This is a genomic window from Vibrio nigripulchritudo ATCC 27043, from assembly GCF_000222685.1.
In the GTDB taxonomy this organism is placed as follows: domain Bacteria; phylum Pseudomonadota; class Gammaproteobacteria; order Enterobacterales; family Vibrionaceae; genus Vibrio; species Vibrio nigripulchritudo.
On record NZ_AFWJ01000037.1, the window covers coordinates 1 to 13,838 of the forward strand.

Genomic DNA, 13,838 nt, shown 5'->3' on the forward strand with positions numbered 1-13,838 from the left:
ATTTGGAAAGCTCACACGCTTTACCGGATGATCGCTTCTTATAGCAGCAAATAAAAAGCCCAAGCTTAAAGCTCGGGCTGTTGTTACAAGAAACTGTCAGCAAAATGTAAGGAACTCGGCTAACAGCCAGCTATGCGTAACCAAGTAATTTTTTGTGTACTTGAATCAACTGATCAGCGGCCAAACCAATTTGTTGATTGTACACAGATTATTATACTCGTGAATAAATCACGAACCTCTATTATCCTTTAACTCCACCCGCTGTCAATCCTCCAATTAGCCACCTTTGCGCGAGTAAGAACACGATAGTAATTGGAATTGCAGATAAAACAGCCGCTGCAGCGAAATCTCCCCATAGATAATTTTGCGGATATAAGTATTGTTGCATACCCACAGCTAAAGTATAGGTCTCGACATCAGAAAGAAGCAAGGAAGCGACAGGAACTTCTGTGATTGCCGCAATGAATGCCAGAATAAAGACCACTGCGAGAATTGGAACAGATAGAGGCAACAGAACCAGCCTGAACGCCTGCCACGGCGTCGCTCCATCTAAAGCAGCCGCTTCTTCCAGAGAAGAATCAATGGTCTCGAAATAGCCTTTTATCGTCCAAACATGCAAAGTTATCCCTCCCAGATACGAAAAGATAAGCCCTCCATGGGTATTTAGACCAACAAAGGGAATGTATTGCCCTAACTTATCGAACAATGCATAAAGTGCGACCAGCGCCAGCACAGCAGGAAACATCTGAAAAATCATCATGGCTTTCAGTATGGTTTCCTTTCCACCAAACTTTAAACGAGCAAAGGCGTAAGCCGATGTGGTAGACAAAGCCACAATCAATACAGAACTCACGGCAGCCACCTTCACAGAATTCCACAACCAGAGCAAAACTGGGAAAGGCGGGGGTGTAACAGAACCATCTTCATGCGTAACAGAAAAGCCAAGTGCCAGTTTCCAGTGTTCCAGCGAAGGATTGGATGGAATGATTTCGCCTGTCGCAAAATTGCCTTCTCTGAATGAAATCGCAATGACCATGACGAGAGGGAATAGAATCAAACCCAGAAAAAGCCACAATGCGGCATGCGTTGCCCAGACTCGATACCTGAGCGATTTTCCTTGAACCATTGGCATACTATTCTCCTATCGCTCTGATAACTTGGTAAATCTTAGGTTGAGCAATGCAAGCCCACCAACTAACAGGAAGATCAAGGTAGCAATGGCACTTGCCAGACCAAAATCCTGACCTCCAGCACCTTCAAATGCGATCCGGTAGGTGTAGCTCACCAAAAGATCGGTATAACCTGCAGGCTCGGATGTTCCGATTCGATTTGGTCCCCCTTCTGTCAACAACATGATCATCACGAAGTTATTAAAGTTGAACGCAAAGGTCGCAATGAGCAGAGGCGTTAGCGGTCGGATCATCAAAGGAAAGGTGATGTGAACAAAATTCTTAATTGGTCCTGCACCGTCAATTGCTGATGCTTCGTAGAGGTCATCAGGAATGGCTTTCAAAAGCCCCATACAAAGAATCATCATGTACGGAAAGCCCAGCCAGGTGTTCACTGTAAGAACCATTACTTTTGCAAGAAACGGATCCGAGAACCAACTTGGACTGATTCCAAACAATGCGTTCAGTACCAGGTTAATTTCACCAAAACTCTGGTTAAACAGCCCCTTGAAAATCAGAATTGAGATAAAAGACGGTACCGCATAAGGAAGAATGAGCATCACTCGGTAGATAGCTCTTCCTTTCAGTGCCTCCCATTGAACGACACTCGCAAGCACCAATCCGATCATCAAAGTAAATACAACCGTGCACACCGAGAAAACAATGGTCCAGATGAAGATACCTATAAATGGTTCTTTTATCCCCTCATCTTTCCAGACACGTTCAAAGTTGGCAGCTCCTATGGTCACAATGAATCCGGGCGATACGGGGTCTCCTTCATATTCTCCGTTCTCATACGGCTGATAATAACCAATATCGAAATTAGGTTTGTAAGTCAGTTGATTTTCGTTGTTGTGAAGTGATTCTCCATCTTCAAGTAACGAATATCTTGGCGCTACTGACCCCATTTTTCTCAGACCATTCATGGTCAAAGAAGCACCATCTGGCGCATTAAACGTTAGGTCAGATAGCGTTTTTCTGTGCTTGATGACCGTTTTAATCTTCTCTTTAGTGCCTTGTAACTGTTCAGTGGGCTCCAGTTGAATGGCTTGTGCTGGCGGCTGTGTGAAATCTATAGCCGGAGAGGCTAACCAGTTATCACCTTGTTTAACGTATATCCGGTAACTACTGTCAGTTGAATGCAATTGAAAAGGATAGCTCTCACCACTTTGAAAGGTTTGTGCCAAAAGCACCGACTGAGCTCTTTCGAAGGATAGCTGGTTCTTTGCACTGTAGTTTGTAAAAGCCAAGCCTATGGTATAAACCAGTGGGAAAATGATGAACAAAATCATCCCGGCAATTCCGGGATAAATGTAGCGATGAGCGTAAGCTTTTCTGTTGCTAAAAATGGCGACGGCGAGTGCTGTTAAAACAACGGTTAATATAGCGAACGCAAACTCACCCTGAGCGTACATCAAGACACTTGCGTAACCATTAAGCAAGGATACAGCAAGCAGAGTCAGCCACTTAACTGCTGAACCTTTTGTAGAAGAGGAAGGAGAAGCCGGTTCTTTGAAGTGTCCGGCGCTCGACACTGACTGCATATTAGCACCTGCAAAAAAACAAATAATGAGGTCTGCTGACCTGAGTCACCGTGATCATGGAATAAGATCAAGTCAGTAATGGTAAAGACGGTACACCCTAATACCTGAGTGTACCGCCATTTAGATCTACTTGGTCATTTGCTTTTCTGCATCACTTAACGCGGACTCAACGCTCTGGCGACCATCGACGATGTTGATCACAGCATTTTTAGCCGAGCTCCAGAATGCGTTCATTTGAGGGATATTTGGCATCACCTCACCATTTTGTGCGTTTGTCATGGTAGCCGCGATTCGTTTATCTGCAGCAATTTCCTGCTGGAAGGAATTCAAAGCAACAGCACCAAGCGGTTTGTCATCGTTAACTGTGCGTAGCCCTTCGTTGGTCAGTAAGTAGCTCTCAATAAACTCAACAGCCAGATCTTTATTTGGAGACGCCGTACTGATTCCTGCTGTTAAGACACCGACAAATGGCTTAGATGGCTGACCGTTAAATTTAGGTAGGGTTGCAACACCATAGTTGATACCAGATTTTTCAATGTTACCCCAAGCCCAAGGACCATTAATTGTCATCGCAACGTTGCCCTTGTTGAATTCAGATTCTGATACGGAGTAATCCATGTCAGGAGAAATCACGCCTTTATCAGCAAGAGACTTCACAAATTTCATGGCTGCAGCAACGCCGTCTTTATTGATACCAGCATTCTTAACGTCATAACCACCAGCCTTGGTCTTAAACGCGTATCCTCCATCTGCCGCCATCAAAGGCCAGGTAAAATACGGTTCTTTCAGGTTCCACATAATGGCAGACTTGCCTTCTTTCTTAAGCTTGGTATTGATGGCTTCAACTTCTTCCCAGTTTTTTGGAGGCGCTGGCAACAAGTCCTTATTGTAAATCAGTGATAAAGATTCAACTGCGACAGGATAACCAATGAATTTGCCTTTGTAGGTAACCGCATCCCATGCAAAATCAACGATGCCTTCTTTGATCTCTTTCGAAGGGTTCACTTCCACTAATAGACCCGACTCCGCATAACCACCAAATCGGTCGTGTGCCCAGAACACAATGTCCGGACCATCGCCGGTTGAGGCCGTTTGAGGAAACTTATCCTGCAAAGAATCAGGGTGAGCTACCGTCACTTTGATTCCAGTATCTTCTTCGAAGCGCTTCCCAACTTCAGCCAGACCGTTATACCCTTTGTCGCCGTTAATCCAGATGGTTAACTGACCTTCTTCAATCGCGGCATACGCTGGCAAAGTTCCGATAGAGGCAAGAGTGCAAAGTGCAATCGCACGAATGGGAGCTTTCATATTGTTATCCTTTTTAATATGTAGGGTGCAAGGCTAATACTGCGTTACCTCCAATGAAACATCATCATCCTAATCACTACGCCTTCAGCGCCGTATTACACTTTCGTGATCAATTTGGAGTTTATATGAAGATTAAGATCACAAAATATGACGTTAGTGTGACTAGCCCCAAGAAGTCTCAGGTGGGGAAAGCCTTCCGTTGATAACTAATTGGAGCGTACTCCTCCCCACCTACTCCCCCTGTCCACCTTTAAATCAGGAGGATCTTTTTCTATGCCTGTTCGGGCAATATACCCAGACAGTGCGAGAATCGGCTAGAATAGCTGGAAATACCGACAGATAGAATTATCCCTATAGTTCAAAGATTTACAAGAAAGGAAAGCAGTATGGCAAGCGTAACGCTTAAGAATGTATCCAAAGCCTATGGCGATACTTTAATTTCAAAGAACATTGACTTGGATATAGAACAAGGCGAGTTTGTCGTATTTGTTGGTCCATCGGGTTGCGGAAAATCAACGTTATTGAGGTGTATCGCGGGTCTTGAAGATATCACATCTGGTGATCTGTTCATTGGTGATACTCGGATGAATAACGTTGAACCCTCCAAACGTGGAGTGGGTATGGTTTTCCAGTCTTATGCGCTCTATCCTCATTTAAACCTATACGACAATATGTCTTTTGGCCTGAAGTTGGCAAAGGCAGATAAGGGAGAAATAAAAGAGCGCGTAACCAAAGCCGCCGACATACTTCAGCTTAGCCATTTGCTGGAAAGACAGCCGAAAGCCCTTTCCGGAGGACAACGTCAGCGTGTTGCGATTGGTCGAACTTTAGTTTCGCAGCCAGATGTGTTTTTGCTAGACGAACCCTTATCCAACTTAGATGCGGCTTTACGAGTCCAGATGCGCAGCGAAATCACCAAACTGCAAAAACAGCTGGGTTGCACCATGATCTACGTTACGCACGATCAAGTCGAAGCCATGACAATGGCCGATAAAATCGTTGTACTGGATGCAGGTTACGTTTCGCAGGTAGGTAGACCACTAGAACTGTATCACTACCCTCATAACCAGTTTGTCGCCGGTTTTATCGGATCGCCTAAAATGAACTTCATAGATGTACGAGTCGAAAAAGCCGAATCAGAACGTGTTCTTGTTCAGGCTTCACAAGACCAGACATTCTGGGTTCAAGTTGATGGTTCTGAACTGGTAGGTGGAGAACAGATGGTATTGGGAATAAGACCAGAGCACCTTACCGACGCTGAAGAATCTGAAGTGCAACTCGGTGGCATTGTTCATGTTGTAGAAAAGCTAGGGAACGAAACGCAAGTTTATCTGACTCTTGATCATTCCGGCTCCGAGTTCATTTACCGAGCGCCAGACACAATCGAAGTCGAAACAGAGATGTATTTTAACGTCGGCATCGCTCCGCACCGCTGTCATCTGTTCTATAAAGATGGCAAAGCCTGTAAACGGTTGTTTAGAGAGAAAGGCATATAAAAAAACAGAGCCCGCTTTTGGGCTCTGTTTTTTTGAACAAAGATCAGTTGATACCATCTGTCCACTTTATGCGTTCAAACACCTCTTTGTGAAGGGTCTGATTGGACTGCTCTAAGTGCAGAATAAGTGATTCAATCTTCTCAACCCAGGTTTCTTCATGCAGGTCATCAACCATCGCTTCTCTGCTTCGCAAGCTTTCGGGCTTGTCTTCATTGTCTGCCATACTCTCGCTCCCCCAGCGGACTTCCTATAGAAAAGCGTAGACCATATATACTCAAGTATCCTCAAGATACTTGCTTCGGCGAGAATTAAATTAGTTAAACCAGCTCTTCCTGGCTGATGTTTTCCTTTGCCCAAATAAGAGCCTGAAGTCGATTCTTTGCATGAATTTTCTTAAATAGATTATGGAGATGAGTTTTCACCGTATTCTCACTAACAAAAAGCTTATCTGCAATTTCTGTGTTGGTCGCACCTTTCGCTAAGTGGCGAATAATTTGCTGTTCGCGCCGTGTGAGCTTTGAATAAAGGTCGTTTGTGGTATTGGTCTGACGCTGGCGATAATAAACGATGTATTCCTGAGCGAGCTTGCGGCTCAACCACATATCGCCATTCTGAATAGCATTAATACCTTTTGATAAGGTGTCTATTGAATCGTCTAAATAAAAAACACCGACCAGATTTGGCCAATTCATCAGCGATTTGTATTCCAATTCCTTTTCACAATTCAGCAATACCTCTTGGCATTGAGGGAAATGTCGCTTTTTATATTTCAGGTACTTGGATAAGAATTCATCACAAATTACGCTCATGTCAATGACAACGAAGCTATCAGAAGGGAGAGAAAGATGAATATCTTCGTTTTCCAATATCGACTTTAATTGAAGCGTTTCCATATAAATATGGAGAGATTCTTCCAAAGATCGCTGAAGCAGCTGCGATTGCATTGTGTTATTTGTTATTAGGGTAAACACAACGGTGTTCCTTATATTTATTATGCCAATCTGATTGAGCTCTATACGTTATTAATATATTTTTCGTTGTCAAGGCACGCACTTCAAATACAACAGAATGCGTATCAATAGCCTATCTAACCAATTGATTCAAAAGAAATCTCACAATTGAGACAATCTTAATCTTTTATTTGAGAATTCTGTTTGCTTAATTTTATCGAATGGAGAACTCAATAATAAAGTGAGTAATATCACTAAGTGTGTGTATTTATTTGCGACTGAATCACGCCAAACTTTTTATTTTGGCGCACATCTTCTTGTAAAATAAATAAGGTTTACAAACTACTGCCCGATTAAATTATATTGATATGTATCTCAATAATCATTGTCAAAAATTTCGAATGAGTGATGTCGCTTCCGACAGAAAAGCCAGTACCGAATTTAAGGTCTTGTTTACTAGGCAATAAAAAAGCGCCCCTTACAGGCGCTTTGATGTCTTATATGATCTCTAATAAAAGAAATTTAGTGAATTGGGGTGGCACCCTTCTCAGCAAATTTCCCAAAATATTCTTCCATGATTTCAGGAGTCAACTCTCCGCGGGCTTCCAGTTCTTTCAGTTTTGCCACGATCTCACGCTGCTCTTCAATAGAAGGTAGCTTCACTTCTGGCTCACTGTTCATCTCTTCTGAGATGGCTTCTAGTTCTTTTTCAAAATCACTCATAACGCTTTACCTTACAAAATCACTTCCGTAATTTTATACTCAAGTTGCCTTAAGATTCCAGTTTCGGCACATGAACCAGAAGAAACGAGGCACAACCAGTGCCTCAGAATCTTAAAGTTTAAAGTTACCCACCATCGCGTCCAGTCGTTTAGAGAGTGACTGAAGCTCGGCACTGGCATCAGCCAACTCTTGCGCTGTATTCGTTGTCAGCTCATTGATGGAATTGATTTCCTCAATGTTCTCGTTAATGGTATGCACCACGGTAGACTGCTCTTCTGTCGCCGTTGCAACCTGAGTATTTCTGTCTGAAATATCGCTGATGCTTTCAGAAATTAATCCCAGAACTTCCACAGCCTGATCGGTAGATTCTACCCCTTCCATGGTCACCGCCTGTCCGGCTTCCATTGCAGATACTGCATCTTGTGCGTCGGCCTGAAGCTGATTGATCATCTTCTGGATTTCTTCTGTTGAATCCGCAGTGCGGCTTGCCAGGTTTCGTACTTCGTCTGCTACAACAGCAAATCCACGACCTTGCTCACCTGCGCGCGCTGCTTCGATTGCGGCGTTCAATGCCAGTAAGTTTGTTTGCTCTGAAATGTCTCGAATCACATCCAGGATAGAACCAATGTCCTGTGTCGTGCCTGCCAGTTTCTGTACAACACCACCAATGTGCTCAATGTCCGATGCTAAGCGGCTGATTGCGTCTTTGGCACGGAAAACAACGCCACGACCATCTTCAGTGTTTGATTCAGCGCCACTTGCGGTCTCTGCGGCTGTTGCTGCATTTGAAGCGATCTCACTGATGGTAGCGCCCATCTCATTGATCGCCGTCACCACCTGAATGGTCTGATCGCGCTGATTCTGACTGTTGTCATGGGTAATGTGCGATTTCTCGGCGACACCCTCTGCCGCAATCTGAAGCGCATTACTGGTTTCAGCCACTTCTTTTACAGAATTATGGATTTTTTCAATGAACCCGTTAAAGCCCTGAGACAGCTTCGCGATTTCATCCTTACCATTAATTTCAATACGCTGAGCCAAATCGCCGTCACCTTCACCTAGCTGACGGAAACGCTCTGCTATCACATTAATAGGCTTAGTAATGCTGCCCGCCAGAATCAGGCTTAATGCTACGAAGATCAGCGCAACGACTAGCGTCGTAATCATCATCTTCTGTGCTGTGGAATCAAGTTCCGCAAATACTTCATCTACCGGCACCTGCGCGACGATAAACCAGTCCATTGAAGGTACGTACTGGCTAACAACAAAAACGTCTACACCGTCGTATTGAGAGCGAACAATGTTATAGCCAGATTTATTCAGTAGTTGAGAAGCTTCAGAACCGTAGATTCCAGAAAGGTTGGTATTGGTTTTCGAAGATTGCTTGTGAATCTGAACCTTACCCTGAGAGTCAGTCAGAAAGACAAAACCGGACTGTTCAATCTGGAAACTGTTAAGAAGAGAAACCATGTCGTTCAGAGACTTAGATAAGCCAGACATGGTTTTACCACTGGTGATCTGATAGTTGGCAAACATTTTCACTTCGCCATTTGCTTCAGTAAACACGCTCACCATGGTTTCCTGGCCGGAAGAAGTAAACCCGAAGAACCAGCCATCCTGTTGACGGTTTAACTGACGCAGGAACCCATTCTGGTTCCAGTAATACGCGGATTCACGGTTTGCAACCGACGCGTCATTCAAATTGTACTGAGCGCGAACATTATTTAATTGTTCTACCAGCATTTTTTCTGTTGCCGGATCGCGGTCTGTTGTACTGACTGCCTGTTGAATGAATGTGTTGTTAGCAATCTGCTCAGCAGCGTTAAGAAGCTGAGAGACTTCCTGGTCCACTTCAGAGCTGACTAGGTTCAGCATGGAAGGAAGTTCAATTTGAACTAGGCGATGTTCTAATACATCACGTGCTTGGTTTTGAGCCATAAAGCCAACGATACTGGTAGAAGCTAGCACTGCGAAAGCCATACCAATAACGATCTTTTGTTTAATGCTCATAGAGAGAGAGCCGATCATAAGATTTGCCTTATTTAAAACTAGGGGTAGGAGGAGTCTTCAACGTTCTTTTTTTGTCAATCAAAGTTAGGCTGAAGTAGGTAACAGTTTGTAACGTATCGGCAGATTATACAGAACCTTTACTGACATTTTTACAATTTACTTGTAAGCGTTTTATGAATCGATGCCTTTAATCTTGATTTTTCTAAACGAACCAATATCTTGTTGCTGAACTTTTTTCATTTTTGTTAGTCGGATTTGTCGACAAAGTTGTTAACTGGAGCCCTTTTAGACATGCAAATGAACTTATTTCAGCAATTGCAGGCACATTTAAATTCGCAAGTCATTGGTCAAAATGAGCTGATTAAGCAAATACTTGTTGCATTACTGGCAGATGGTCACATTTTGGTTGAAGGACCACCCGGTCTTGCCAAAACCAGAGCAGTAAAGTGCCTGGCAGACTGCATTGAAAGCGACTTCCACCGAGTTCAGTTCACCCCTGATTTGTTGCCAGCGGACTTAACCGGAACCGATATCTATCGCCCGGAAACAGGCACGTTTAGTTTCCAGAAGGGTCCTATTTTTCATTCCTTAATTCTGGCTGATGAAATCAACCGTGCTCCTGCAAAAGTACAAGCAGCAATGCTTGAAGCCATGGCGGAAGGTCAGGTCACTGCTGGCAGTAAAACCTACGCTCTGCCTGATTTGTTCCTGGTAATTGCTACGCAAAACCCGATTGAGCAGGAAGGCACCTATCCATTGCCAGAAGCGCAACTTGACCGATTCCTGCTTCACCTTGAAGTGGATTACCCGGATGCCGAGAGCGAACTGGCTATTTTGCGTCTGAACCGAGGTGAAGCGCTAAATCATGATACCGCTCAGCCTGTTAAGATCAGTCAGGCAGACATCTTTGCAGCCCGAAATGACGCTCTGTCGCTGCACATGGATGAGTCTATCGAGCAATACATCATTCGTTTGATCATGGCGACAAGGCAGCCAGAGACTTACAGCGAAGAACTTGCCAACTGGCTTGAAATGGGGGTGAGCCCTCGCGCAACGATCGCGCTTGATCGCGCAGCCAGAGCGCACGCCTGGTTAAGTGGTCGCGATTTTGTTACGCCGGAGGATGTTCAGGTGATGGCTTACCCTGTACTCCGCCACCGAATGCTGCTGAGTTACTCGGCTCAGGCACAAGGCATCACAGCGAATCACGCGGTGAAAACCTTACTCTCTTTGGTTGGCAGCGCGTAGGGGGAACCATGTCGCAATTGCCACCTTATGCCAATGGTGCATTTCTTTCTATTGAAGAACTGCTCTACTACAAAAGCCAGACCTGCAAATGGCTTCCTCCAGCCAAAAGCTTGTGGTCACAACTAAGCGGAAGCCATCAAAGCCGGGCGAAAGGGCGAGGAATGAACTTCGCCGAAGTCAGACAATATCAGGCTGGCGATGACATTCGCTCTATCGACTGGCGGGTAACGGCACGTACAGGAAAAGTACACACCAAACTTTTCGAAGAGGAAAGAGAGCAGCCTGTCATCCTGTTTATTGACCTGAGCAGCAGTATGCGTTTCGGCTCTTCCCTCCTTTTAAAGTCTGTGCAGGCTGCACATCTTGCAAGCCTGATTGGCTGGCTTTCGGTTCAAAGCGGCGACCGCCTGGGCGCCGTGATTTCTGATGGTCATAAGATGATTGATATCAAGCCAGCCGCCCGTGCGAAAGGGGTTCTGAATGTATTGGATTCGCTGATCAATACACATAATGAATCGTTGCAGTCAACCGAAGAGAAACGTGAAGGGCTTGGATGGACAACCTCGCTGGAAGCACTGCATCGCTTGTGCCCAAAGGGCAGCGATATCGTCTTACTGAGCGATTTCCTCTCGTTTGAAGACGATAAATTTGTTCGTCTGAGTCAAATCGTTCAGCACAACCGCATCCGGGCGATTCAGATCTTTGACCCGTTGGAACAAGGCGTCACTCACTACAAGGGGCAAAACGCCGTTAGCGATGGCAGGCGTAGTCGGTGGGTCGATTTTTCATCTTCCAAAACCAAACAAAGTTTTCAGCAAGATTTTGAGTCCCGCTCAGAAAAACTGAAATCAGGCTTTAACAAGTTAGGCATCCATTTCAGCCACATTTCATGTGGGGAAAGCCTAATGGAACAACTACACAGAGGTTAGAATGCAAGGCAGTACTCAATCTCTTCCTCTGGCACCCATTCATCTTCCTCAGGAACCCGGCATCTGGCCTCTTGCCTGGGGATGGTGGGCGCTCATTGCGGCTGTTGTTATCGCATTAGTGCTCGGTGTCTATTTCTTTCAAAAGTACCAGAAAAAAGTCCGTGCAAAGCGCGAAGCACTTAAACAAATTAAAAATATTACATCGGCGTCTGAATCCATGAATATCGTCAGACAAGCTGCGCTCAGCTATTTCCCCCGAGAGCAGGTCGCACCGCTCACTGGAGAGGCTTGGTACGAGTTTTTGGATGCGCAAAACGGTCAGTCTCGCTTTGCGGAAAAATCAGAACAATGGAACAACGCACTCTATGCCTCTGCAGAGCCTTCTCAGGAACTATTAAAGGAAGCAGAACAGTGGATCAAACAGGCATTGCCTCCTCGTTCTAAAGTGAATTTGAAGAAGGTGGAGTCATGATTGATTTTGAATGGCTTTGGGCATTTTTGCTTTTGCCTCTACCTGCTCTGATTTACTTTATAGCCCCTAAAGCGCAGGAACCTCAGGCAATCCAGCTACCCAGCGTGCCGGATACCCAGTTAGGTAATACGCCCAATCGAAGCGGTCAGCGGATCCTTTTACTGCTCATGTGGTTGGGTATTGTAACTGCCACTGCGCGCCCTGTCTGGCTTGGCGACCCCGTCGAATATTTCCCTGAACATCGCGACATGATGTTGGTTGTGGATCTTTCTTACTCAATGAGCCAGGAAGACATGCAGAAAGGTGGGGACTACATCGATCGTCTGAGTGCGGTAAAGCAAGTGGTGGGAGACTTCGTCACCAAGCGAAAAGGCGATCGCTTAGGTCTGGTTCTGTTTGCCGATCATGCTTATCTGCAAACGCCTCTCACCCTCGACAGACAAGCGGTAAAGTCGCAATTGGATCGTACTGTACTTAAGTTGATAGGCACAAAAACGGCTATTGGTGATGGAATTGGTTTAGCCACGAAAACCTTCATTGATAGCGACGCCCCACAACGGGTGATGGTAATGCTGAGTGATGGCAGTAATACCGCCGGTTTGATCGACCCTATTGAAGCGGCAAACATCGCCAAAGAGTACAACGCGACCATCTACACCGTGGGTGTGGGTGCGGGCGAAATGGTGGTGAAAGACTTCTTGTTTGAACGTGTGGTCAACACAGCAGAAGATCTGGATGAAAAAACGCTGATCCAGATTGCCGACATGACGGGCGGGCAATACTTTCGGGCGAGAGACAGTCAGGAACTGGCAACCATTTACGATACCATCAATGCATTAGAACCCGTCTCCAGTGCCAGCCAGACATGGCGACCACGAGCAGAATGGTTTTGGCTGCCTCTGATTTTTTCTCTGTTCATTTCACTGGTTCTCGCAACGCTAAGGAGAAACCATGGCTGATTTCCAACTGATGAACCCACTATGGCTACTCGGTATTTTACCTGCCCTTGCGATTGCATTATGGCTAAAAGCGGGTTCTGGTTCAAAAGGACTTATCGCCTCACACCTGGCTCAGGCATTGGGTGTAAATCAAAAAAGAAAACACTATTTTCATCTGTTCTGGCTCGGATTCTGGATCGTGAGTTGTATCGCCCTTTCCGGGCCTAGCTTCGAAAAGCAAACGCGACCGGCATTCAATGTCAGCCACTCCCGAGTGCTGGTTTTGGATATGTCGCGCTCTTTGTATGCAAACGACATCAAGCCAAACCGATTGCAGCAATTGAAATTCAAAGCGCTGGACTTACTTCCACTATGGACGGAAGGCAGCACAGGCTTAGTCGCATTTGCTGGAGGGGCATACACCATTAGCCCATTAACCACAGACAGCAGTACACTTGCCAGCCTGATTCCAGACCTTTCTCCTGAAATCATGCCAACGCAAGGAAGTAATGTCACAGCTGCCGTCCAGTTGGCGGTTCAGTTGATGTCGGATGCGGGGCATCAGGCGGGTGACATCGTACTGCTCGCTGATGAAATTTCTCAGCGTCAGCAAGAAGACATCACAGAGATTCTGGGTGAAAAATGGCGTCTTTCTGCCATCGCAGTCGGAACTGAGCAAGGTGCGCCTATTCAGCTTCCAGGAGGCGAACTGCTTAAATCCGCCAGTGGCAACACGGTTATCGCAAAAACGGACTTTTCTGGTTTCCGGAATCTGGCTCGTCAGACTGGTGGGGTGTTTTCAACACTCAGAGGCGACGGTAAAGACGTGGAAGCCATTGCCCGACTCTCTGTTAATGCCTCTGAAGCGCAGGAAGAACTTGGGCAGGAAGTGAGCGACAGAATCAACAATGGCTACTGGCTGTTGCCTGTATTGGTATTGGCTAGCCTGTTTCTGTTCCGCAAAGGACTCATATTCTCCCTGTTAATCTTTGTTTTACCTCAACCAATTCCGGCAGAAGCTGCGCCATTCCAAACAGACGATCAGGCAGCG

13 protein-coding genes are annotated in these 13,838 nt (G+C 45.6%); 6 read left to right on the forward strand and 7 right to left on the reverse strand.

All coding sequences use genetic code 11. The features are described from left to right. Nucleotides 1–241: 241 nt before the first annotated feature. From malG to malE, 3 genes are all read right to left on the reverse strand, one after another. Nucleotides 242–1,132, reverse strand: coding sequence for a maltose ABC transporter permease MalG (malG, locus tag RH89_RS05175; RefSeq protein WP_004399946.1), 891 nt, complete (start codon nt 1,130–1,132; stop codon nt 242–244). A gap of 9 nt (nt 1,133–1,141) precedes the next feature. Beyond that, nucleotides 1,142–2,713: a maltose ABC transporter permease MalF gene (gene malF, locus RH89_RS05180; protein WP_004399948.1), complete on the reverse strand. Its 1,572-nt coding sequence runs from the start codon at nt 2,711–2,713 to the stop codon at nt 1,142–1,144. 126 nt (nt 2,714–2,839) lie between these two features. Beyond that, the gene (gene malE / locus RH89_RS05185; RefSeq protein WP_004399950.1) at nt 2,840–4,021 is read right to left on the reverse strand and encodes a maltose/maltodextrin ABC transporter substrate-binding protein MalE; all 1,182 of its coding nucleotides are present in this window, start codon (nt 4,019–4,021) and stop codon (nt 2,840–2,842) included. Between the two features lie 386 nt (nt 4,022–4,407). On the opposite strand from malE, the gene malK reads away from it, so the two are divergent. Next, nucleotides 4,408–5,517 (forward strand): maltose/maltodextrin ABC transporter ATP-binding protein MalK, encoded by a 1,110-nt coding sequence (gene malK / locus RH89_RS05190; protein ID WP_004399952.1) that lies wholly within the window; start codon nt 4,408–4,410, stop codon nt 5,515–5,517. 43 nt (nt 5,518–5,560) lie between these two features. On the opposite strand, the gene RH89_RS05195 is transcribed toward malK, so the two are convergent. The 4 genes from RH89_RS05195 to RH89_RS05210 all read right to left on the reverse strand — a co-directional run bounded on the left by RH89_RS05195 (nt 5,561) and on the right by RH89_RS05210 (nt 9,218). Then, on the reverse strand, nt 5,561–5,740 hold the full coding sequence (locus RH89_RS05195) for a hypothetical protein (RefSeq protein WP_004399955.1): 180 nt from the start codon (nt 5,738–5,740) through the stop codon (nt 5,561–5,563). Between the two features lie 94 nt (nt 5,741–5,834). Continuing rightward, complete coding sequence (locus RH89_RS05200) at nt 5,835–6,488, reverse strand: LuxR C-terminal-related transcriptional regulator (RefSeq protein ID WP_022561802.1); 654 nt, start codon at nt 6,486–6,488, stop codon at nt 5,835–5,837. Between the two features lie 501 nt (nt 6,489–6,989). Beyond that, nucleotides 6,990–7,190, reverse strand: a complete 201-nt coding sequence (locus RH89_RS05205; RefSeq protein WP_004399959.1) for a hypothetical protein — start codon at nt 7,188–7,190, stop codon at nt 6,990–6,992. 111 nt (nt 7,191–7,301) lie between these two features. Then, complete coding sequence (locus RH89_RS05210; RefSeq protein WP_004399960.1) at nt 7,302–9,218, reverse strand: methyl-accepting chemotaxis protein; 1,917 nt, start codon at nt 9,216–9,218, stop codon at nt 7,302–7,304. Nucleotides 9,219–9,491: 273 nt separating this feature from the next. Between RH89_RS05210 and RH89_RS05215 the strand changes: the two genes are divergently transcribed. The 5 genes from RH89_RS05215 to RH89_RS05235 all read left to right on the forward strand — a co-directional run. Further along, nucleotides 9,492–10,448, forward strand: a complete 957-nt coding sequence (locus tag RH89_RS05215) for an AAA family ATPase (protein ID WP_004399962.1) — start codon at nt 9,492–9,494, stop codon at nt 10,446–10,448. Nucleotides 10,449–10,456: 8 nt separating this feature from the next. Then, a complete protein-coding gene (locus tag RH89_RS05220) occupies nt 10,457–11,377 on the forward strand; it encodes a DUF58 domain-containing protein (RefSeq protein ID WP_004399964.1) in 921 nt (306 codons plus the stop codon). A 1-nt stretch (nt 11,378) separates the two neighbouring features. After that, the gene (locus RH89_RS05225) at nt 11,379–11,849 is read left to right on the forward strand and encodes a DUF4381 domain-containing protein (RefSeq protein WP_004399966.1); all 471 of its coding nucleotides are present in this window, start codon (nt 11,379–11,381) and stop codon (nt 11,847–11,849) included. Then, nucleotides 11,846–12,808 (forward strand): vWA domain-containing protein, encoded by a 963-nt coding sequence (locus RH89_RS05230; RefSeq protein ID WP_004399969.1) that lies wholly within the window; start codon nt 11,846–11,848, stop codon nt 12,806–12,808. The genes RH89_RS05225 and RH89_RS05230 overlap by 4 nt, the downstream gene beginning before the upstream one ends. Continuing rightward, nucleotides 12,801–13,838, forward strand: a 1,038-nt coding sequence (locus RH89_RS05235; protein ID WP_004399970.1) for a VWA domain-containing protein, incomplete at its 3' end; no start/stop codon positions are given. The genes RH89_RS05230 and RH89_RS05235, both read left to right, overlap by 8 nt.

Bases quoted from the DNA above. Each gene is read 5' to 3' on its own strand.
- malE (WP_004399950.1), bottom strand. From the start codon at position 4,021: ATGAAAGCTCCCATTCGTGCGATTGCACTTTGCACTCTTGCCTCTATC.
- malF (WP_004399948.1), bottom strand. From the start codon at position 2,713: ATGCAGTCAGTGTCGAGCGCCGGACACTTCAAAGAACCGGCTTCTCCT.
- RH89_RS05220 (WP_004399964.1), top strand. From the start codon at position 10,457: ATGTCGCAATTGCCACCTTATGCCAATGGTGCATTTCTTTCTATTGAA.
- malG (WP_004399946.1), bottom strand. From the start codon at position 1,132: ATGCCAATGGTTCAAGGAAAATCGCTCAGGTATCGAGTCTGGGCAACG.
- malK (WP_004399952.1), top strand. From the start codon at position 4,408: ATGGCAAGCGTAACGCTTAAGAATGTATCCAAAGCCTATGGCGATACT.
- RH89_RS05205 (WP_004399959.1), bottom strand. From the start codon at position 7,190: ATGAGTGATTTTGAAAAAGAACTAGAAGCCATCTCAGAAGAGATGAAC.
- RH89_RS05195 (WP_004399955.1), bottom strand. From the start codon at position 5,740: ATGGCAGACAATGAAGACAAGCCCGAAAGCTTGCGAAGCAGAGAAGCG.
- RH89_RS05210 (WP_004399960.1), bottom strand. From the start codon at position 9,218: ATGATCGGCTCTCTCTCTATGAGCATTAAACAAAAGATCGTTATTGGT.
- RH89_RS05230 (WP_004399969.1), top strand. From the start codon at position 11,846: ATGATTGATTTTGAATGGCTTTGGGCATTTTTGCTTTTGCCTCTACCT.
- RH89_RS05215 (WP_004399962.1), top strand. From the start codon at position 9,492: ATGCAAATGAACTTATTTCAGCAATTGCAGGCACATTTAAATTCGCAA.
- RH89_RS05225 (WP_004399966.1), top strand. From the start codon at position 11,379: ATGCAAGGCAGTACTCAATCTCTTCCTCTGGCACCCATTCATCTTCCT.